This is a genomic window from Caulobacter sp. GW822-FHT07D08 (assembly GCF_058798735.1).
In genome coordinates, this window is record NZ_JBXAKU010000004.1 from 281,896 (window position 1) to 300,132 (window position 18,237).

The following is an 18,237-nucleotide window of genomic DNA, read 5'->3' on the forward strand; positions in this document are numbered from 1 at the left end:
GCCTTAAACCCCCACCGTCGTCACAGTGCCGTTTCGCAAGAAGTCGTTGGTTTCGTTGACGTTGTCGGCGACCTTGACGAGCCCGTTCGCAATGACCTGGCGAAGCTCGCGGACCTCCTGGCGAAGCGCGGCCATCTCGCTGTTGTCGTTCGCGGACCCTGGCCGTTGGACGTTGACCATCTCGCCGGGCGACAGGGCCAAGCTGAACAGCTTCGAGTCCGCCGGACCCGAACCACCCACCTCGAAACTCCCGCCCGTCGCAAAGCCGGCCGCCTGAGATGCCATGGCCCGCGAGAACAACTCCGCAATGCCCACCGCCGAGCCGCTGGCCTCGATGGCGCGTTGGCGGGCGATGCTCTCGGCGAAGGCCACGTCAAGCCGATAGGCCTGATCCGTCGCCGATACCTCACGCGAGGCTGCCAAGAACGCGCGAATGGCGTCCTGGGTCTGCTCTCCGCTCGCCCCCATAAGGCGCGATCTGGTCGCCCTATAGGCGTCATTTCCAGACAGGCCAGAAAGCTCGCCAACCCCCAGCGAGTCTGCAAATTCGTTCAGCGACTTCGACAGCTCGTAGAACTTGTTTATGAGGCCCGCGAAGCCATCACCCAGCGTCTTCGACGCCTCGGCCTGGCGCTCGGCGGCCTGAGTCGCTGTTTCGATCGCGGCAGCCGTGCTCTTGGACCAGAGATCTTGCATCTTGGCGGCAGCTTCGGCGTCTGCGACGGCGGCCACGGACGCCGCTTCGCGAGCGGCTGTGAGCGCCTTTTCAGCCTGAATTTGGTCGAAGAGATATCGAAGGCTTTCGTCGACACCTTGGCGCTCGATCTCCAAACGAGCCTTGGCGGCCTCGTCAGTCTTGCCCATCGCGTCTAGGAGCTGGATTTCCAGTTCTCGGCGTGAGGCGCTCGCTTTTTCGGCGGCATCGGCCACCTTGTCGAACGCCGGCGCCACGGCCAGCAGGGCGGCATAGGTATTACGTCCGGCCTCGGTCGTCAGGTCTTGGGCGAGGACGAGAGCCTTGAAGGTGTCCCGGCTGCTTTCGGCCGATAGGCCATAGGCCTTCAGGTTGTCGTTCACGGCCTTGATGACCGGCGCCAGTTGCTCGGCGTCGGTCAGGAAGTTGCTCGCGAAGAAGGCGGCCTTGGCGTCGACCTCGGCGGCCTTCTCAGCGGCATCGGCGGCAGCTTTGGCCGCGTCAGCAGCGTCGTAATACTTCTGCTTCAGGTCCACCAGCGCCGGGCTGAGCTTTGCCAGGGCGGCAAGCTCCGCAGCGCGTTCCATCGCGACCGCGGCGGCCTCCCCGGCGGGCGTGCCGCCAGCCCTTAGCGTGTCGATCTGGAATTGAGTGGTGTAGTCTGAAATCTGCTGCTGGCGCTGAGCCTCTTCAGCGGCGGCTTGGGCGGCAGCCTGCTGGCGGGCGCGCTTCTTGGCCTTGGATGAGCCAAGGATGCCGCCGATACCACCCAGGATCCCGCCCACGACAGCGCCGGCCGGCCCAGCGATGGTGAAGCCAGCCATAGCGCCAGACGCGGCCCCGCTGATCGCGGCTCCACCAGTCCCGCCGACCGCGCCGCCAACTGCTTGCGCCACGCCGGCCGCCGCTGCGTACTTCTGAGCGGAGGTAGCGCCTTGGTCGAACGCGGCCTTTACCTGCATCAGCACCCGCGAAAGGCTCGCGAAAGCGCTGGTCCAGTCATTATCGTTGATGGCGTGAGCGACGTCCTCGATGTCGTAGCGGAGGTCTTGGCTCAGGCGGGCGGCGGCTTCCAACTCCGCGTTGGCAATCTCCAAGGCGGATGAGAAGTGGATCTGTCCCTTGGTTTGTTCTTCGAACGTCCGGATATTGGCGTTCGCCGCGTCGTTGGCGATCTTCTGTCCGGCGGCATAGTCCTTGGTGAACTGGATCTGTCGTTCCCATGCGTCGGCAGCGGCAAGGACTCGTTCGCGCAACTCAACCGTCGGCGCGATTGCCGCTGCCGTGGCCAGTTCCGCGCGCTTAAGCGCCTCCTGAGACTGTCCGGCGGCTGAGTTCTGCTGCTCTTGCGCCCGCACGAGCGCCAGGACGTCATCGCCAAGGCCGACCACTTCGACTGCGTCGGCGGTGATCGCTTGCTTGTGCTCCTTGGTGGCTTTGGTCGCCTTGTCGGTCTCGCCGGTAAACGCCTTGAGATCGGTCGTTTTCTGCATGGCGGTGAGCATCGACTGCGCGTGAGCAAGATCAGTCGTCGCGCCGCCGAGCGCCTTGGTCGCGTCGGCGGCGAGTCTGATCTCTCGCGAATTCGCCCACTGGCTGACCTTGCCCATGCTGTTGACGAAGAGCGCTGCCGGTGCGGGATTGTCTTTGACCAGCGCTTTCGCCGCATCCACGCGGCCTTGGGCCTCCGCAACGTTCTTCTTCCAGAGCTCAATGGTCGCCTTGCGGACGCTCTCCGCATAGCCATCCATCTGCTCCCGACCCTTACGCAGATAGTCGGTGAAGTTAGCCGTGCCGATTTGCGCCAAGTCGGTCTGATTGGTGAGGGCGTTCAGCGTCGGTGCTGCCTCCGCAACCTTCTTATGGAACTCGTCGATTTCCTTGTTCAGCGCCTTGAGGCGCTTGGTTTGCTCCTCATGCCGCTTATTGAGCAGGTACACCGCCGCGCCGACCGCAAGAGCGCCAGCGATCCACGGAGCGAACGTCACAACCAGCCCGCGCGCGGCAGTCGCCATCTCGGATAGCGCCGTCTTTACGCCGATCCCTTGGGTCTTCAGGTCGGCGAAGATGTCGATGACCTGGGGCGTTTGCTGCGCGAGGGTCATGAAGACCATCTGAAGCGGCTTGCCAGACGTCGCGGCGGCAAAGAAGCCAACGCCTAGGTCCGAAGCCTGCCGGCTCATGTTCAGCATCGCGTAGTTCAGCGTGCGGCTGCTGCCGGTCAGCGCGCCATGGGACTTGTTCAGGCTGTCGATCGCCATCAGGTCTGACGTCGCGGCGCGCGTGACCTGGCTAAGCGCGTCCTCATACTGCCGGGCGCTGATGGCGCCATGTGCCAGCGCTTCATCGAGCAGGCGCGTGTTCTGGGCCAAGCGGAGTTGGACGGCAGCGAACGGATCCAGGCCCGCGCGCAGCTGGTCGACCCTGGCGGCGTAGCTGGCGGTCGTGGCCGCAGCCTTCGCCTGCTCCTTCGCCAATGCCGCCTGAGCCTGGGCGTTTCGCAGAGTTACCAGGACCGTCGCCTCTTGGGACAGCCTGTAGTCGCCGTCCAGCTTCGCAAACCGGCCGAGCGCGTCGCGGGCTTGGCCGTAGACCTGGGCCAAGGAACGCATTGAGGCCTCGGCCTGGCCCGCTGCCGTGCCGGAAGCGCCGTGCGCGCCGGCCGCCGACTTCACAGCTGCCTCAGTCTTGCGGGCTTGGTTCTCCAGCTCGCGCGACGACGCCGTCAACTTGTCGGTCTTCTGAATGGCCGGATCGGCTGAGGCGACGTCGAACGCCATCGCCAAGCTGGCCAAGGTAATTTCTGACATAGGCTACCCCTCCTTGGCCGGCTTGGTCATGGTCTGCAGATGCTCAGCGTCGAGCCGCATAAGTGCGCGGCGCTCCCAGGGTTCGAGGCGAATTCGTTCGTCCTGTTCCCAGGCTTGGATTTCGAGCCGGCTGATGCGGGCGGCTCCAAACCCGCCGCTTTGACGGGTCTGGCAAAGGTCGCGGTACCAAGCCCAGACGTGCGCGACGTGCTTGGAGAGCGGGGGCGGGTTTGCCAGGCGCCAGACTGCTTCCGGGTCGCCCTGCCTGGCTAGGCTCTGGAGGTGGACTAGAAGGGGCTCGCCGTCTTCTTGGCGAGCCCACAGCGCAAATTGCTCCTTGGCGAAGTCGACTAGGCCGGCGACTTCGCCTTCATAAAATTGGCGAGATCGTTCGACGCCGTCGTGATCTGCTCGGCGATATCCGCGTTGCTGCGGACCAGCGTCAGGGCGTTCTCCGGCGACCACTCTTCCGTGATCCCGCGCCAGCCCACCAGGCGGACGGCGGTCAGCTTGTTGCCGAACAGGATGTCATCCTCGATCGGGACAAAGTCGGACTTGTCCCCGCCCTTCCGCGCGTCGGCGGCCTGGCGTTTGCGGCGCTCATTCACCAGGGCGTTGACGGCTTCCGTCACCTTGGCGCTCTGGCCGCCCAGCACTTGCAGGAAGACGCCGGAACCGGTGCCGTTCGGAAGGACGTATTCGATCTCGAAGGGGACGTCGCCGGCAGCGGCGGCGCTCAGGGCCGCGAGGCCTAGGGTCTTGGTCATGTTGCTTTCCTTTCAGGAGAAAGCAGGCCGAGCGCGACTCGGCCTGTAGAGTTTGTGGGAGGGGAGAAGCCGCCATGGCCCGGCGGCAGGGCAACCACGACAAAGCGCGCCGAGAAGTCTCAGCGCGTTGTCGTTGGATCCGAATTGTTGGGATTGGCGCTCTGCGCCGGACGATGCCCCATCGTGGGGCGGGTAGAAAGCGGGCTCGCGGATGTTGGGTCCGTCCGCCCGCCAGTGTCTATCCGTTGAAGCCGAATGCCTGCTTCAGGGAAGGGATGCCCTTTCCGTTCAGGCCTTTATCTCTGTCGTGCCATTTGTGGCTGATCGGGTGGAACCAGACGCGGAGGCCGTTTCCCGAGATGATGAAGAACTTCTCGTCAGCGAAACCCTTGCGGGTGACGATGAGGTTCGCGGCTCGCATATCCTTTACGAACAGGTTGGCGAGATAGCGCCGATCGCGGTTATTGGGATCCATGAGGCCCCTCAACCAGGAGGGTGTGATCAGTCTTTCGCGGCACCAGGCGCAGGACACCCTGACCGCGCCTCTCGGCGATCCACTGCTGGATCATCGCCTTGCCGCCCTCGTCCAGCCAGCGGCGGGCCGTGGCAGCATCGAAGATGTAAGCCTTCGAACAGCCCAGCGACGCACGGTTGACCACGGCGCCAGCCTCCGCGTGAAACTGGCGCAGCCTGTCAGACACGCGGCGCGGGATGCTCTTCAGCCCCTTCCGGTCCTTCACGCCCGCCAGTTCGATCACATCGCCAGCCGTCAGGCCGCGCACGACTCCGTACTGCTGATCGGTGACCGCCTGGGCGATCAATGCGGGCAGCAGCGTTTGAACCGCCTCGACCAGTTCCTTGTGGATGATGCCCTTCATGATGCCGCCGAACACCTTGCGTGCGCTCGGATCGATATCAGTCAGGACGCCGTCGAGGTCGCCGCGAACAGCGACGCCCTTGGTCCAGTAGTCGTGCAGGGCGACCGCCGACTCCGACTGGTAGAGTTCCACCTTCGCGCGCCGAACCGGATCGGGGATCTTGTTCGGGTTGATGGTGGCCAGCCACAGCGGCAGCTTCTTCACGGGCATGGCAAGCATGATCTGCTCCCGACCCAGGCTGTCACGCGTGCGGATATCCGTACACGTGAACTTCTCGGTTTGGGCCTGCAGTTTCTCACGCTGCCCGCCCCAGCTCATGCCGAGGTTCTCGACAATGCGGCGCATAGCGACATGCGGCTCACCGTTCACCTCGAACGTGACGAGACCGTCGCCGTGGAACGGGACGGTCACGAGCTGGGTAGTCTTCTGGTTGACTTCCTCTTCGGGGGCCTTCATGGCCTGCTCCGGTCTGCTCGGCGGTCCTAAGCGCCGATACGGATGGATGCCCCGACGCCGCCGTTCCGTCGAAAAGCACAGCGGTCGTCGGGGTTGCCGCCATCTGGCGTAGGACATCGCCAGCGGCCCTTCCCTTGCGGGAATTCCAGAATTTTGTGGGGTAGGCGCAGAGCGTCGGCGCGCGGGTCGCGCGGGTCGCTGCGGTGTTTGTCCTTCTGCTGCCTGACGAAAGTCTATGCCGTGCTTCTGGCGAGGTGGGAAGCCCCTATCCACAGGAACTTTCTGTGAACACCTCAAGCGGGGTTGAGCGCTTTGACGTCCTCGATCAGCGTCCGCGCCCAGGCGGCTTGCCACGCGTTCAGCCCGCCCTCTTCGCCGATCCGCGCCGCGATAAACGCCGCCTTGCGCTGAAGCCCGGCCAGGGTGCGCGGCCGGTAGTGGTGGATCTCGACGCGGATGTCGTCCTCGGCGTCCTCGGCTTTCTCCGCAGCGATATGGGCCTCGCCGACACCAGCACGGACAAAGGCCGCATCCATCAGTGCATCGCGCTCCTCAAGGGCCGCGACGACCTCCTTGCACCGATCGCGAGACCGGACGTTGAAGATGCCCTTGCTTTCCACGACCAGCTTTTCGTTCCGAGCCAGCGCCTCGCGCGCCGCGTCGATGTCGTCGTGGAAATTGCTGGCTAGTGAACTGCAAATCGGCAGGCCGGCGGCGTAGTCGAAGCCGATCTTGCGCAGCACCTGCGGCGGCTCCCCGATCATCTTCTCGTAGCGCTCGCGAGCCTTGATCCAGACTTCGTTGGCTTGCTCCGATGCCTCGCCTGCCGCTTCCAGGCGAGCAAACAGGCGCTCAAGCTCGGCGTCGCCAGCCGAGGGCGCAGCGATTGTTATCGCCGGTGCCGCCATGGCGGCTACGGCAAGGCCGGCTCCAAACAGGCCACGGCGTGTGGTGTTGCTCTCCATGGTCAGGCCCCCACCAGAACTTGGGCGACGGCCGGGGACGGACCACGGGTCTTCGGGATGCTGGCGATACGGCGGTTGTCGTTGGCGGCGCGGCGAAACGTGACGACGCGGGCGCGCGGCGGTATACAGGCGGAAGCCTGGGACATCGGAAAGCCCTTTCCGTGTTTCTGGTTAGGGCCGGTGGGGAGTTGGCGCTTCCCTCCGGCCCGACCTTTATGCTATCAAATACCCCATGACGTCAAGCGCTGATATCAAAAACCTAGGTGGCCGTCCTCGGACTGGGATCGGCACTCCGGTGCTGGTCAGGCTTCAGCCTGATCTCCTGTCCAAGGTAGATGCCTGGGCAGCTAAGCACAAAGCCAAACGCCCGGAAGCTATCCGCGCCATGATCGAGGCCGCCGTTGAGGCTGGTAGGCTTGACTAGGAGCAGTATTCCTTCCAATCGCGCTCGAACCGCTCCGCATCGCTCGGGATTTCCGGCAACACCCGCAAGGTATCGCCGTTGTCTAAAGTCGCGCTATGCTCGTCGCCATAAAACCGCGTGAAGCCGCCGTAGGCGCCATAGCCGTTCTTGCCGTTGATCTCGCCGCAGACGTAGAGGTGCCCTTTGCTCAAGTGGACATTTCGAAACTGAGCAGACTGCGGGTCTCGAAGCTGAGCAGCGGCCTCTTTTTTCGCGCCGCTAACGGCGAGCATTGGGCCAGCTATCCAGAAGGTCACCACACCAAGAACGACAAGCGCTCCAACACCGCCCACAATTCGTAGTGTCCATGCATCAGCTTTCGCTTCGCTCGTAACCATCTACTCACCTCCCCAAAGCCCGGGACGCTACCGTGACGCGTGATCCTATGGAAGAGGACGACGAGTTCGCCGACGGCGTGATGTACGCCTGCCCGTCGTGCGGCCATCGGGACTGGTTTCACCCGGAAATGACGGGCGAGGAAGATGACTCCGTCTGGTGCGCTGAATGCGCTCACGAACTGGGCCCGTGGGGCGAACTTTATCGCCGCCTCTTTGTCGGCGGCGCCATGCTTGACGCCGCCCTGTCGAGGAAGCCTTAAGCCGCCGAGTCCTGCAGGCTGATGATCGTCTGATCGGTCGCGAGCGCGGCGCCGCCGGCCGAGTTGATCTGCGCGACGAACGGATAGCTGCGAACGATCGCCTTCTCGCCATCGTCCGGGGTGTCGCCGGTCAGCTTCAGCATAGGGATGTTGACCACGACGAAGTCGGCGTTGGCCGTGGCGTCCTCGGTGACGACCAGCAGGAGCGACGTGGTCGAGCGGTCCTCGAAGATGGTCTGCAGGGTGACGCTGTCGAACTTCGCCGTGAAGCTGCCCGAGACGGTGACCCGGCCGCGCTGGGTATCGTCGACCACGTTCGAGCCCACCACGGCGTCGCTGTGGGTCGTGTTGCCGTTGATCGTGATCTGGGCGCCGGTGACGTTGGCGACGGCGGATCCATTGACCAGAACCACGCCATTCACAGCGGTGAGGATGTCGGTCGTGGTTTCCGTGGTCGGCGTGGTCAGAACCTGGCTGGCGCCCAGCGTGCGGGTCCGGCCGACGGTGTCCAGCGAGATGGTGGCGTTGCCCGTGGCCGGCAGGTTGATGGCGGCCTGGGCGATCTGCTGGTCGGCGTAGGTCTCCGATCGCGTCAGGTCCGGATACCACTCCTCGAACGTATAGTAGTCGTTGGTGTGGCCGGTCAGCGGCACGACCGACTTCTTGCCCACCACGGTCAGGGTAGCCGACGCGATCGGGCCCTCCGCCACCAGGGCGCTGCCGTTGACGACCTTCACCGTGGCGACCGTAGCCGTCAGGGCGAGAACCAGAAGGTTCTTCTGCGAGTTGGCGGCGTTGAACGTGCCGGCGGTCAGGCGAACCACGTCGCCGATCTTCAGGCCGCCGGCCAGGAAGTCGCCCGAAGCGCGGGTAAGCGTGTAGTTCTGGCCAGACGTCGCGATGGTGACCGAAAGGCCCGTCATGGCCGCCGTGGCCGCCATGTCCTTGCGCAGCAGGGAGCCGATGAGCGTGGAATAGGTGCCCGGCGACAGCAGGCCGTCGATCTTGCCGGCCGGCTTCACCACGCCGATGCCGACGCCCGTGCCCTGCTGGTGCGAGACGATCTCGTTGGACTCGTAGGTGTCCGGCGGGGCTTGGAAGACGCTCGATGTGCGGCGCACGATCTGGCCGCCCGAGCCCGAGGCGGCAGCGCCCAAGCCGGTTTGCTTCTTGTAGACGGTTTTCTTGTTGATCCCCTGGGCGACAGCCATGGCGGACCTCCTGATCTAGATGTGACGAGGGAAGCCGCCGGGCGAGCGCCGCGGCGGATGGGTCTGGCGGCCAGATGGCCGGTCAGGTCTGGTTGGAGGTGCGGTACTCGATAGAGACGGGCTTCACGTACCGGTCTTGGTCATCGTCCATGGCCGGGAGAAGCATCGGGGTCTTCATGATCGTGACCGTGAGCCCGTTCTTGGTGAACGACGCGCCTCGATAGAAGGTCGAGCGGATCGACAGGGCGCGGGCCTCGGCAGCTGCTGCACCCGTGCCGGGCGGATAGTGAAGGCTGATCTGGAAGATCCCCTGATCGGCGAAGTTTCGGCTGATCTCGTCGTTGATCGGCGCCCCAGGCAGCAGGCTCACGCGCTGGAAGGGCGTGTTGGCGGCGGGCGTGAATGCCGCGTTCTCCCACGCGGTGGCGAGGGCCGGCGTCATCGCCGCAAGCGCTTCTTCCAGGGCGGCGCGGAGATCGCTCATCGTCCGTACCCTCCCCTGTGCATCTCGCGCGGGCCGGCGACGGCTTGCGCCTGTTCTCTGGCGATACGGAAGATCTGGTCGTGTTCGAGGCCGGTAAGGCGGACCATGCCGCCGGGCGCCTGGCGGGACCAGTTGTCCAGTTCGAGGCGCAGGGCTTGCGGGCTCGAGTTCGAGATGACGAAGCGCTGGCCGAACGGATAGGCCGGGATGCGGTCCAGGCCGTTGACGGTGCGGATGTTGCGGGCCTCGGTGACGGTCGTGTCGGCGCGTCCGACGCCCAGGTTCCAGTTCGAGATGAACTTTCCAGGGACGTACCCCGGCGGAGCCTTGCCGCGCTTCCAGGAAGGCGGCAGGCCGATGGGGGAGCGCGCGACCAGGCGCTGGCCAGCCTCCTCGATCGTGCCGATGACGAAGGCGGCAGCACGCGACCAATACAGCTCGACGCCCTCATCGACCGTGTCGGCGAAGCCCGCCATCAGCCCGCGCCCCGCAGTTGCAGGGTGGCGGAGATCAACAGCCCCGCCGGACGCTTCGGATCCAAGCCCACCACTTGCTTCACCTGGCCGCTTGCCAGCGTGACGGTAGCTTGCTGCGGAAGCTCGTCGGGAAGCTGGAGGTCAGCGCCTGCCGTGGTGACGGGCGAGATCGTGAATTCGGAGTCGCCGGCCAGGATGCTCGAGCCGTTAACGCGGTCGACCTTGATGGCCTTCTCGACGCCGCTGCACGTCTGGCTTACCGGGGCGCCGCCCGTCACCGCTCCGCCTGGCCCAACCGTTCCGGAAATGTCGAATGTCAGGGTGACGACCTGGCCCTTCCCGCCCTGGGCGATGGGGGCCAGCTGGCGGATGGCCAGGGCCCGGCCGTTGTCGAAGATGGTCATCAGACGATGAAGAAGGTCGGCTGCGCGTCCGTGCTGGTCACGAACGGCGCGAGCAGGTTTTCGGCCATGGGAACAGTGACCTTCGCGCCGTCGCCCGTGCTGGGGGCGGCGAAATACTCGGTCTCCTCTTCAACGACGCCTTCGACCCGCTCCTTCTTGCGCTTCACCTGGACGTCGACGGCGGCCGATCGCGTCGTGAGAGCGCCAGGGTTCAGAGCCTCGAAGTAGCCGGCGGCGTAGGCCGCATCGACCACCTTGGCGGGGATGACGTCGTCGGGAATGTCCTGGCCATAGGCCTTTGCTCCGGCGCGCGGCCAGGCGCGGTCCTGGGCGAAACCTTCCGTCGGAACGCCCGGGAAAGCGTGCGCGTCGACGTACACGCTCCCGATCTGGCGCAGAGCGGCGGGCGACGACGCGCCTGCGGGCAGACTGAAGCCGTTGCCGGCCAGCCAGTCGTTGAACCCGCTATCGGTGCCGTAGCCCGCCATAGTCCTACGCCCCGGCCTTGCTTTCGCGGGCCAGTTCGATGGCGGCGACGATGTCCTTGGGCTCCTTGGCGTCGCCCAGGTCGACGTTTTCCGCCTTCGCGATCTTCTTGAGTTCGGCGATCGTGAGGTTTGAGAACGCCAGGTCGACCCGTTCATCGTCCTCGACCGGAGCGCCATCGATGTCGAACCAGCCGGTCGACTTTGCCGACTTCAGTTCGCCCTCGCTGACGTCGAGGTCATCGCTGGTGGCGCCGGCGCTGACGTAGACGAGGCCGGTCAGGGCGTAGACGCCCTTGGGGCCCGTGGTGAGGTTGGTGAACTTGGCCATGGGCTTAGATCCCATCCCGATAGGTGGCCGCCTTCGGCAGTCGGACCTCGGTGCCGCCGACGTTCATGATGCCGCCCACGTCGTAGGTCATGGACGACTTCTGGAACGCAGGCAGGAACTCGTGATCGCCCGGCAGGTGGAATTGGACGACCTCCTGCGAGTTGTCGTAGGCCAGCATGCGATCGGTGCTCGACGCTCCAGCGCCAGCCAGCTCGCGGATCGCCTTGAACTCGATGTTCTCGCCACCATCGCGGTTGCCGCGGATGTAGGCCAGGATCGTCGAGCCGGTGTCCGACATGCGGGTCTGCTCGATGTAGCGCAGCTTGGCGGTCGGAAGGGCCACCGTGGTGGCGGTGTGCGTCTCGCCGGTCTGCGACTCCACCGCGTTCACCGCCGCCCAGATGTCGCGGCTGATCTGGTCCGGCGTCTTGGTCGACCAAGTCGTGGTCGAGCCGGATCCGTCGGCCGCCACGTTCGCGGCGGGGATGTTGGCGTCGTTGACCAGGCCGGTCCAGCCCTTCTCAGAAGCCGCTGTGCCGGGCGCGCGACCGGTCATCGCGACCGACCGCTTGAAGAACTGCGCGGCCTTGCGGGCGGCGGCGGCCTTGTCGGCGGACAGCGCGCGACCCAGCTTGGCGGCGCGCTGCAGTTCCTGCGTCGACCACTCGTAGCCGATGCCGGCCAGGTGGTAGCCGCGGGTCTTCTGGTCCATCAGCGTCGAGGCGTAGGGCATATCGAAGCCCTTGCCGCTCAGGAACTCGGCCTTACCGACCTCGTCCATGCTGTAGAACACCGTGCCGACGTCCCACATGTCGCCGTCGGTGTTGACGTAGATCAGGCCGGTCAGGTCGGCGTTCGGATAGCGCCGCATGTAGACCTGGGTCTCGATGCGGAACAGCTGCGGGGTCAGGAAGGCGCGGCCGACCTGGGCGTCTACGAAGAACTCGGCCGTTTTGTCGCCGAAGGTGGCGGCGAGGCGGGCGTCGTAGTCGGCCCAGCGCTGGAAGGCCAGGTCACGCTGGCTGGCATCCGCGGCCAGGAAGGACGCGGCGTCGGTGAACAGGCCACCGGTCGCGTCAGCGAAGTTGATGATCATGTCCGGCGTTCCTTATCGCTTGGCGAGGCGGGCCAGGCCCGTCGCCGAGAGGGTGTCATCGGCGACCCAGCCGTTGGTGGCGATGTGGGTGGAGTCGGCAGCGGTGCCGCCGATCGCGTCGGCCGCGCCGCCGGACTTGCCGATGGTGATGGCCGTGCCGTCGGCGATGGCGCCGGTGACGGTGTTCAAGACCACGCCGTCGGTGATGATCGCGACGTTGTCGTACTGCTGGTAGCGATCAGCGGTTTGGCCGGGCAGCAGAGCCTGGGTTTCGTCGGCGATGGCGAAGCCGAGGAAGGTGGCAGCGGTGCCGACGGTGGCGGTGCAGCCGTGGTCGCCGGTACCGCGATAGACCGGGGCGCCGAAGGGGATGCCGTCGGAGTCCTCGCAGGTGCGCGAGATCCGGTTGCTGGGCTCGCCGTTGACGACCATGCCCGGGTAACCGGCGGTCATGGTGCTGGTGTAGGTGTCCTGAAGAACAGCCATGGTCGGGTCTCCCTTAGTTCAGGCTGGCGAAGCGCGCGGCGTCGCGGATCGAGACGGCGCTGACGCCGCCGGTGGAGCGGCTATCGGCGATGGCCGAGCGCAGCGGGTCCGGGGCCTTCACGTCGGCCGTCTTCAGATCGAAGGCGGCGTCGACATAGGCGTCGGACTTGTCCTTGGCGGCGTCGCCCAGGACTGCGCGCTTGATGTCGAGGTTCGACTTGCCGGCCGTGTCCAGCGTGGGGACCAGGACCTTCGCCTTGGACACGACGGCGGAGCGGTCGGCGACCAGGGCGTCGAGGGCGGCGGCATCGAGCACCTTGGCCTTCAGGTCGGTGATTTCGGCGTCCTTCTTGGCCAGGTCGGCGTCCTTGGTCGCCAGTTCGGCCGTATGCTTCGTCTGGGCGTCCGTCAGCGCCTTGCTGGCGGTGTCCAGCAGGCCTTTCAGCTTGTTGACGGCGGCTTCACCGGCGTCCGTGGTCTCGACCGGGAGGCCGTCCACGATGATGGTCTTGAGCGCCATGTGGCGGTCTCCATGGTTGGGGGGCGTGAAGTGGTCCGCAAGCGAGGAGCCCCAGGCCCCGTTGTGGTTGGCGTCTCCGAGGCGGGTGTTGCCCCCGCGCGGATTGTTGTTGGGCAGGTAGGCCACGTGGTTGAACCGCAGCTGGCCGGCCTGCTTGAACTGGTAGGGGGTGCCGTCGGCGGCGATCCCTACCGCGGGGACCACATCGACCGTGTAGCCGGCCGACAGGCTCCGGGCGCCGTCGGCGACCTCTTTGACCGAGGCCGAGTCCATGATCGCCATGGGGGCCACGACGTGCTCACCGTCACGGCGGATCCGGCCGCCGACCTGGCCCCGGGCGAGCCTGGCCCAGTTGTCGGCCGTCACCGGCTCGGTGGGATGGTCACGGGTTACGGGCCGGCCAGCGAGCGAGAGAAGGCTGTCCTCGTGGAAGACCACGTCAGGGTCGCGGTAGACGCCGAAGACCTTCGTGGCGTCGTCGCCTGTCAAGCCCAGCTCGGAGCCCAGGTACTTCTGGACGTTGCCGGCGCGCGAGACCTTGGCGTCACCGACTAGGTAGCCGTCACGCGTGAGAGAGAGGCCCGACGCGTCGAGCGTCAGGGTGTCGGTGATCATCATGATGGGGTCTCCTGACCGCTAGGCCTGCGGAGGCTGTTCCGGGTCGAGCGCTGGATCGTTCGCAGGGTCCAGCGGGTCCTCGGCGACGGGCTCGACAGGCTCTTGCTCGCTCAGTCGACCGTGCTCCTCGATCGCCGTTTCCAGACCAGGGAGTGAGCCGTCCTCGGTGAAGGTATTCACCAGGGCGTCAGACAAGGCGTTGACCGGTAGCAGCGGGCCGCCGCGAGCCCCGGCCAGGGCGCGGGCGCCGTCGGCCTTCGTCTTGAAGATGTCGGCCTTTTCCTTCTCGGTGCTCTGCCAGAGCGGGGCGAACTCGAAGTAGACCTCGCCAGGGCGCGAGCCGAGCGCGGACGGGATCAGGAAGTTGTCGAGCTTCTCCAGCTTGGGGCGAAGGTCGATCTCTTGGTCGGCGGCGAGGCGGTCGTAGTAGTTGCGAATGTCGCTCTCGCCCGTGCTGCTCATGCCGGCCGGCGACTGGCTCAGGAAGCGGGTTGCGGGGATATCGGCCGCACCGGCGGCGATCTGCAGATAGAGTTGCAGGGTCTCTGGCAACTGGGCGAAGCTGATTTGCTTCTGAACGTAGTCCTCGGCGGCGTCCATCAGGATGCCGTTGGTGATCGACTTGGCCTGTTGGGACAGGCTGACGCGCTCGATGACCTTCTGGCGATAGACCTCGTCGCCGACGTTCCGCATGAAGTCGGGGATCTTGTAGACGTCGACCTTGGCCTCAAGCAGCAGCTGGGCGATGGCCGTCGAGGCTAGGCCCGCGTTTTCGATCGCCTCGCTCACCGCCATCAGCACGGAGTCGCCCCAGCCATGCGCAAAGGTGGTGTCGGGCACGTCGGCGCCGATGAAACGGATGACGCGCGACGGGTCGATGCGCAGGCTCCCGCGAGCCGCCGAGTTCATCGTGTAGTAAAGCGGCTCGTCCCAATCCGCCGTGCCCGGGTCGTTGTTGATCTCGCCGGGATTGATCTGATAGCGGTTTGCGACGTGGATGTAGGATAGACCGCCGCGCCCGACCCGCGACGGATCCAGCGGACGAGACGGATCGTCGCCCTCGACGCCGATGATGATCGCCGAGCCACCGTAGAGGCGAGCCAGCTTCAGCGCCTTGGCCAGCTTCGGCCAGACCTGAAGCCGGGCCTCTTCAGCTTCGAGCGCCTCGATCTTGGTCTTGCCGGCCTTCCAATTGCGGCCCTCGCGGACCATGTCGAAGGCAGGGATGTTGACGACCTTGCGGGCGATCCAGTCGCCGCGATAGGCGGCCAGGGCCTGCTGCTGGTCCATCTCTTGGACGGCGTAACGGGTCGCGGTCCTCTTGTCCTTGGCGGTGCCCAGCCCTGCGACCAGGTTCACCAGACGGTCGGCGAAGCGCATCAGACGTTCTCCAGGGAATAGCGCGAGCGCAACGAGACCGCGTTGAATGCGCGGCTGGTGCTGTCAGGCGCGTCGTCGTGAGCGGCGTCTGGAAAGCCTTCGAGCGCTGCGAACCAACCCTCGTTCCAGTCACCGCGGAGGACGTCGACGTTTCCGGCTTCGGCTTGGGCAGAAAACGGACCGAAGCGAGTGACCTTGTCGCCTGTCTCGGGTGAGCTGCGGGCAGTGAACTGCGCCAGTTTGCCCACCAAGGTCTCAACCTGCGCCTTGCCGGCCTGGCCTGGATCCTGCGGTAGGCTGATCTCGACATCTTGGCCGTCTTGGGTGGCCGTGTTCAACAGCAGAGACTCTACGCCGTGGGGCGATAGGTAGTCTTCGACGTGGTGAAGGACGATGTAGCGGCCAGTCGAGCGCGATCGGCCTATCTTCGTGCCAGCGGTTGCGTCTGGGTCGTTGGTTTCGGTTTTCGGTGTTCCGGCCAAGTCCCAGCCGCGAACGATATCCAAGTCAGGCGGGGCCTGATCGACAACCCTGCACCACGAGCGCTTGAACAGCAGGCCGGCGGCTGGCCGGATCTTCCAGTTCCCGCCTAGCAGGCGCTCACGCTCCACCGTGGGCAGCGCCATGAGGTTGGCCAGGTAGCCGGGATCGGCCTCCATCAGGGCCTTGTTGTCGGTCAGGCTCGCCGCGATGAACGTCACCGACTTCGGCGGGATGCCCGGATGCTGTTCCTCAAGCGCCTCGGGCGTATCCGCCCAGATGAGCTTGTCGTTGATCCTTACGAACCAGCGGACGACACCCGAACGCTCGGGAATGGCAAGGCCGGTCTTTTCGTCGATCCACCAGGCGATGAACTTGGCGACCCAGCTGTCGGCGTCGGGGTTGCAGGTCGCCCGGATGTACGGCCGAACACCGCACATCGAGCGGTTCCGGCTGACCATGTACCAGAACTGCTTCTGGCTGAAGTGCGTCAGCTCGTCGAAGCAGATCAGCGGGATTTGCGAGCCCTGATAGTCCAGGACGTTCTTGTCGTGCTCGAGGTGGGCGAAGCTGACCGCAGCGCCCGATGGGAAGCGCCACTCCAGCACATGCTCCTTAGGCCTACCGCCTAGCAGCGGGTAGAGCTTGCCGCTCTCATCCCACAGGCCGCCCTCGTTGCGAATCATCACCGTCGTTCGACGGAAGAAGACTGCGCCGAAGTCGCCGTTGTAGACGTGCCGCATCGGCTCCAACAGGAGGGCCCACGTCTTACCGCCGCCAGCAGCGCCGCCGTAGATCGCAATGTCCGCAGACGAAGCCAGAAACGTCAGCTGCGGCCCGGCCTGAGGCCGAATGGCGGCCTTAGCCTCGACCATTGTCCGGCAAGGCGAAGATGGTGACCTGCCCTCCGCCCTGGCCGTTCGGCTCGTCTGGCAGGTTGTCGAGGTTGAAGGCCTGGCGTTCTAGAAGGATCGACCGCTGCCGAGTCCGCGACAGCTTTTCCAACACGTCAGACGGGCTCTCCTTCTCGCTCATGCACGGCCCATCCGGCGTAACGCCGTCGAGGATCTGTGAAAGGCGCGTCGCGAGGATGTCGCCGATCGCGTTGAGCTGGGCAAGCGAGCGTCGGTGAGAGCGAACCACCTCGACGCCGCGCGCCGCCATTTCGTCAACGATGTCGCGGTCGTTCGCACGTTCTGGGTGCGAACCGTCCTGCGAACCTGACTGCGAACTATCCTCGCGAACCAGCTTGGCGCGCACCGTTGCGCGGACTTGGTCGGTGAGGTCCCGGGCCCATCCCTCAAGCTTCGCCTTCTTGCGGATGGCGGTGTCGGTCACACCGTGGATGCGGCCGATTTCGCGTAGGGACAGTTGGCCAGCGCGATACTCGCGCTCAATGGCCTCCCAGTCGATCTTCTTGGCCATGCGGCCTCGCTTCCCGCCGGTAGGCGCTACATGGGTGGATCTGGTGAAGGGGGTGGGCCTATCGGCCAGTGACGAAGGCGCGGTACGCGAGGCCGGCCAAGCAGGCCACGGCCATGATGGTGACGAAGGCGCCGGCGAGGAAGCCGCCCAGGGCTTGCAGCATGGTCGACCTCCTATGGGTTTCGCGCCAGGCCCGCCTTGCTCATAGGCCCTGCTGTAGGATGTGACGGCGGCGCGAAGTGGTTTCCCCGCCCTCCCCCGGCTCAAGGTTTCGGGGGCTTCTCAGCCTTGGGGATGAGGAAGGGCGGGAAAGGTGGAGCGGCCGGCGGGACTCGAACCCGCGCACAAGGCTTGGAAGGCGAATGCTCTACCGCTGAGCTACGACCGCGAAGGCGCATTTCTGGATACGTGAGAAGCGCGAACACCCTGGGGCGCTCCGGCTTCTCTGGGGGGCCTGCCCGTCTAGCGAGCTACCGTCTTATCGGGTCGAAACCCTCAGCCCTCGTCCAGGACCACGCCGAGGCGAGGTCATTGCCCTATCTTGTGCCGTGGTTCGCGCTTTCGCGCAAGGGGTGGTGTCAGACCGCCTCAGGCGTCAATTGCGTGAACTCGACCTCTTGGGGGGCTCCGCCCAAGTCGAACTGTACCTTCGCCCGGTTTTTCTTGCTGACCAAGCCCAGGACCTCGGCGAAATAGCCGTACCACTTGCCCGCCACCACGAGGACGCGGTCGCCCTTCTGGGGCTTGTACTTCCCCTCCTTCGGGGTCGGATCGTCGAACTCGCCGAAGCGCTGGCGCATCATCAGGTCACCGATCTTCATGTCGGGGAATTTGAAGTAGAGGTCGGATCCGCTGCAGCGAACGAAATGGCCGTAACCGTCGAGCTTGAAGATGTCGTCGAAATGCTCGATCCCGCAGCACACGAACACATAGCCAGCGAAGAGCGGGCGCTTGATCTTCACCTTGCCAGAGCGCTTGCGGAGGAAGTGAGTGGACATTGGCCGGTAGGTGTCCAGCTTCATGCGCTGGAGGCCGCGCACCAGGCGGCCTTCACCCATCGGCTTAGCCTTGATCGCGAACCAGCTGTGGCCGGGCGGGCCGCGCGGGATCTTCGAATCCTCGGTCAGGCGGTGCAGCGTGTCGTCGATCGGCTCGCCCTTCTTGGGCGCCGGGTCGGTGATGGTGACGGTCATGATCTATTCCCCGAATA

22 protein-coding genes and 1 tRNA gene are annotated in these 18,237 nt (G+C 65.3%); 1 reads left to right on the forward strand and 22 read right to left on the reverse strand.

Translation table 11 applies throughout. The features are described 5' to 3' along the window. Nucleotides 1-3: 3 nt before the first annotated feature. From AC1RJ9_RS10175 to AC1RJ9_RS10210, 8 genes are all read right to left on the reverse strand, one after another. Nucleotides 4-3,504 (reverse strand): hypothetical protein, encoded by a 3,501-nt coding sequence (locus AC1RJ9_RS10175; protein ID WP_492839188.1) that lies wholly within the window; start codon nt 3,502-3,504, stop codon nt 4-6. Nucleotides 3,505-3,507: 3 nt separating this feature from the next. Then, nucleotides 3,508-3,969 (reverse strand): phage tail assembly chaperone, encoded by a 462-nt coding sequence (locus AC1RJ9_RS10180; RefSeq protein WP_492839189.1) that lies wholly within the window; start codon nt 3,967-3,969, stop codon nt 3,508-3,510. Further along, nucleotides 3,855-4,271, reverse strand: a complete 417-nt coding sequence (locus tag AC1RJ9_RS10185; RefSeq protein WP_492839190.1) for a hypothetical protein — start codon at nt 4,269-4,271, stop codon at nt 3,855-3,857. The genes AC1RJ9_RS10180 and AC1RJ9_RS10185 overlap by 115 nt, the downstream gene beginning before the upstream one ends. Before the next feature lie 238 nt (nt 4,272-4,509). Beyond that, nucleotides 4,510-4,746 (reverse strand): hypothetical protein, encoded by a 237-nt coding sequence (locus AC1RJ9_RS10190; protein ID WP_492839191.1) that lies wholly within the window; start codon nt 4,744-4,746, stop codon nt 4,510-4,512. Then, entirely contained in the window at nt 4,733-5,605 is an 873-nt protein-coding gene (locus AC1RJ9_RS10195) for a phage antirepressor N-terminal domain-containing protein (protein ID WP_492839192.1), read from the reverse strand. Before AC1RJ9_RS10195 ends, AC1RJ9_RS10190 begins: the two co-directional genes overlap by 14 nt. A 293-nt stretch (nt 5,606-5,898) precedes the next feature. Continuing rightward, complete coding sequence (locus AC1RJ9_RS10200) at nt 5,899-6,570, reverse strand: hypothetical protein (protein WP_492839193.1); 672 nt, start codon at nt 6,568-6,570, stop codon at nt 5,899-5,901. A 2-nt stretch (nt 6,571-6,572) separates the two neighbouring features. Continuing rightward, a complete protein-coding gene (locus AC1RJ9_RS10205; protein ID WP_492839194.1) occupies nt 6,573-6,716 on the reverse strand; it encodes a hypothetical protein in 144 nt (47 codons plus the stop codon). A gap of 274 nt (nt 6,717-6,990) precedes the next feature. Beyond that, nucleotides 6,991-7,371, reverse strand: coding sequence for a hypothetical protein (locus AC1RJ9_RS10210; protein ID WP_492839195.1), 381 nt, complete (start codon nt 7,369-7,371; stop codon nt 6,991-6,993). Between the two features lie 47 nt (nt 7,372-7,418). Between AC1RJ9_RS10210 and AC1RJ9_RS10215 the strand changes: the two genes are divergently transcribed. Continuing rightward, nucleotides 7,419-7,631 carry a hypothetical protein gene (locus tag AC1RJ9_RS10215; RefSeq protein ID WP_492839196.1) on the forward strand — a complete coding sequence of 71 codons (213 nt, stop codon included), beginning with the start codon at nt 7,419-7,421 and terminating at the stop codon, nt 7,629-7,631. Here AC1RJ9_RS10215 and AC1RJ9_RS10220 read toward each other — a convergent pair. The 14 genes from AC1RJ9_RS10220 to nusG form a co-directional block, all read right to left on the reverse strand. Beyond that, entirely contained in the window at nt 7,628-8,842 is a 1,215-nt protein-coding gene (locus AC1RJ9_RS10220) for a phage tail tube protein (protein WP_492839198.1), read from the reverse strand. The two genes, AC1RJ9_RS10215 and AC1RJ9_RS10220, sit on opposite strands and share 4 nt — an antisense overlap. Nucleotides 8,843-8,924: 82 nt before the next feature. After that, the gene (locus AC1RJ9_RS10225; RefSeq protein ID WP_492839199.1) at nt 8,925-9,326 is read right to left on the reverse strand and encodes a phage tail terminator-like protein; all 402 of its coding nucleotides are present in this window, start codon (nt 9,324-9,326) and stop codon (nt 8,925-8,927) included. Beyond that, complete coding sequence (locus AC1RJ9_RS10230; protein ID WP_492839200.1) at nt 9,323-9,802, reverse strand: hypothetical protein; 480 nt, start codon at nt 9,800-9,802, stop codon at nt 9,323-9,325. Before AC1RJ9_RS10230 ends, AC1RJ9_RS10225 begins: the two co-directional genes overlap by 4 nt. After that, complete coding sequence (locus tag AC1RJ9_RS10235; RefSeq protein WP_492839202.1) at nt 9,802-10,206, reverse strand: hypothetical protein; 405 nt, start codon at nt 10,204-10,206, stop codon at nt 9,802-9,804. Before AC1RJ9_RS10235 ends, AC1RJ9_RS10230 begins: the two co-directional genes overlap by 1 nt. Then, nucleotides 10,206-10,694 carry a DnaT-like ssDNA-binding protein gene (locus AC1RJ9_RS10240; protein WP_492839203.1) on the reverse strand — a complete coding sequence of 163 codons (489 nt, stop codon included), beginning with the start codon at nt 10,692-10,694 and terminating at the stop codon, nt 10,206-10,208. Before AC1RJ9_RS10240 ends, AC1RJ9_RS10235 begins: the two co-directional genes overlap by 1 nt. 4 nt (nt 10,695-10,698) lie before the next feature. Next, complete coding sequence (locus tag AC1RJ9_RS10245; RefSeq protein WP_492839204.1) at nt 10,699-11,022, reverse strand: hypothetical protein; 324 nt, start codon at nt 11,020-11,022, stop codon at nt 10,699-10,701. 4 nt (nt 11,023-11,026) lie between these two features. Continuing rightward, nucleotides 11,027-12,118 (reverse strand): major capsid family protein, encoded by a 1,092-nt coding sequence (locus AC1RJ9_RS10250; protein ID WP_492839205.1) that lies wholly within the window; start codon nt 12,116-12,118, stop codon nt 11,027-11,029. 12 nt (nt 12,119-12,130) lie between these two features. Next, complete coding sequence (locus AC1RJ9_RS10255) at nt 12,131-12,604, reverse strand: structural cement protein Gp24 (RefSeq protein WP_492839207.1); 474 nt, start codon at nt 12,602-12,604, stop codon at nt 12,131-12,133. Between the two features lie 13 nt (nt 12,605-12,617). After that, a complete protein-coding gene (locus tag AC1RJ9_RS10260) occupies nt 12,618-13,742 on the reverse strand; it encodes a DUF2213 domain-containing protein (protein WP_492839208.1) in 1,125 nt (374 codons plus the stop codon). Nucleotides 13,743-13,760: 18 nt separating this feature from the next. Then, complete coding sequence (locus AC1RJ9_RS10265; RefSeq protein WP_492839210.1) at nt 13,761-15,122, reverse strand: DUF1073 domain-containing protein; 1,362 nt, start codon at nt 15,120-15,122, stop codon at nt 13,761-13,763. Then, on the reverse strand, nt 15,122-16,477 hold the full coding sequence (gene terL / locus AC1RJ9_RS10270) for a phage terminase large subunit (protein ID WP_492839211.1): 1,356 nt from the start codon (nt 16,475-16,477) through the stop codon (nt 15,122-15,124). The genes AC1RJ9_RS10265 and terL overlap by 1 nt, the downstream gene beginning before the upstream one ends. Further along, nucleotides 16,464-17,027 carry a hypothetical protein gene (locus AC1RJ9_RS10275; RefSeq protein ID WP_492839212.1) on the reverse strand — a complete coding sequence of 188 codons (564 nt, stop codon included), beginning with the start codon at nt 17,025-17,027 and terminating at the stop codon, nt 16,464-16,466. Before AC1RJ9_RS10275 ends, terL begins: the two co-directional genes overlap by 14 nt. Before the next feature lie 314 nt (nt 17,028-17,341). Beyond that, nucleotides 17,342-17,415: transfer RNA gene (locus tag AC1RJ9_RS10280), tRNA-Gly, on the reverse strand. A 190-nt stretch (nt 17,416-17,605) separates the two neighbouring features. After that, a complete protein-coding gene (gene nusG / locus AC1RJ9_RS10285; RefSeq protein ID WP_492839213.1) occupies nt 17,606-18,220 on the reverse strand; it encodes a transcription termination/antitermination protein NusG in 615 nt (204 codons plus the stop codon). Between the last annotated feature and the right edge of the window lie 17 nt (nt 18,221-18,237).

Bases quoted from the DNA above. Each gene is read 5' to 3' on its own strand.
- AC1RJ9_RS10275 (WP_492839212.1), bottom strand. From the start codon at position 17,027: ATGGCCAAGAAGATCGACTGGGAGGCCATTGAGCGCGAGTATCGCGCT.
- AC1RJ9_RS10265 (WP_492839210.1), bottom strand. From the start codon at position 15,122: ATGCGCTTCGCCGACCGTCTGGTGAACCTGGTCGCAGGGCTGGGCACC.
- AC1RJ9_RS10220 (WP_492839198.1), bottom strand. From the start codon at position 8,842: ATGGCTGTCGCCCAGGGGATCAACAAGAAAACCGTCTACAAGAAGCAA.
- AC1RJ9_RS10205 (WP_492839194.1), bottom strand. From the start codon at position 6,716: ATGTCCCAGGCTTCCGCCTGTATACCGCCGCGCGCCCGCGTCGTCACG.
- AC1RJ9_RS10255 (WP_492839207.1), bottom strand. From the start codon at position 12,604: ATGGCTGTTCTTCAGGACACCTACACCAGCACCATGACCGCCGGTTAC.
- AC1RJ9_RS10245 (WP_492839204.1), bottom strand. From the start codon at position 11,022: ATGGCCAAGTTCACCAACCTCACCACGGGCCCCAAGGGCGTCTACGCC.
- AC1RJ9_RS10250 (WP_492839205.1), bottom strand. From the start codon at position 12,118: ATGATCATCAACTTCGCTGACGCGACCGGTGGCCTGTTCACCGACGCC.
- AC1RJ9_RS10260 (WP_492839208.1), bottom strand. From the start codon at position 13,742: ATGATGATCACCGACACCCTGACGCTCGACGCGTCGGGCCTCTCTCTC.
- nusG (WP_492839213.1), bottom strand. From the start codon at position 18,220: ATGACCGTCACCATCACCGACCCGGCGCCCAAGAAGGGCGAGCCGATC.
- AC1RJ9_RS10210 (WP_492839195.1), bottom strand. From the start codon at position 7,371: ATGGTTACGAGCGAAGCGAAAGCTGATGCATGGACACTACGAATTGTG.
- AC1RJ9_RS10240 (WP_492839203.1), bottom strand. From the start codon at position 10,694: ATGGCGGGCTACGGCACCGATAGCGGGTTCAACGACTGGCTGGCCGGC.
- AC1RJ9_RS10215 (WP_492839196.1), top strand. From the start codon at position 7,419: ATGGAAGAGGACGACGAGTTCGCCGACGGCGTGATGTACGCCTGCCCG.
- AC1RJ9_RS10235 (WP_492839202.1), bottom strand. From the start codon at position 10,206: ATGACCATCTTCGACAACGGCCGGGCCCTGGCCATCCGCCAGCTGGCC.
- AC1RJ9_RS10175 (WP_492839188.1), bottom strand. From the start codon at position 3,504: ATGTCAGAAATTACCTTGGCCAGCTTGGCGATGGCGTTCGACGTCGCC.
- AC1RJ9_RS10185 (WP_492839190.1), bottom strand. From the start codon at position 4,271: ATGACCAAGACCCTAGGCCTCGCGGCCCTGAGCGCCGCCGCTGCCGGC.
- AC1RJ9_RS10200 (WP_492839193.1), bottom strand. From the start codon at position 6,570: ATGGAGAGCAACACCACACGCCGTGGCCTGTTTGGAGCCGGCCTTGCC.
- AC1RJ9_RS10195 (WP_492839192.1), bottom strand. From the start codon at position 5,605: ATGAAGGCCCCCGAAGAGGAAGTCAACCAGAAGACTACCCAGCTCGTG.
- AC1RJ9_RS10225 (WP_492839199.1), bottom strand. From the start codon at position 9,326: ATGAGCGATCTCCGCGCCGCCCTGGAAGAAGCGCTTGCGGCGATGACG.
- terL (WP_492839211.1), bottom strand. From the start codon at position 16,477: ATGGTCGAGGCTAAGGCCGCCATTCGGCCTCAGGCCGGGCCGCAGCTG.
- AC1RJ9_RS10190 (WP_492839191.1), bottom strand. From the start codon at position 4,746: ATGGATCCCAATAACCGCGATCGGCGCTATCTCGCCAACCTGTTCGTA.
- AC1RJ9_RS10230 (WP_492839200.1), bottom strand. From the start codon at position 9,802: ATGGCGGGCTTCGCCGACACGGTCGATGAGGGCGTCGAGCTGTATTGG.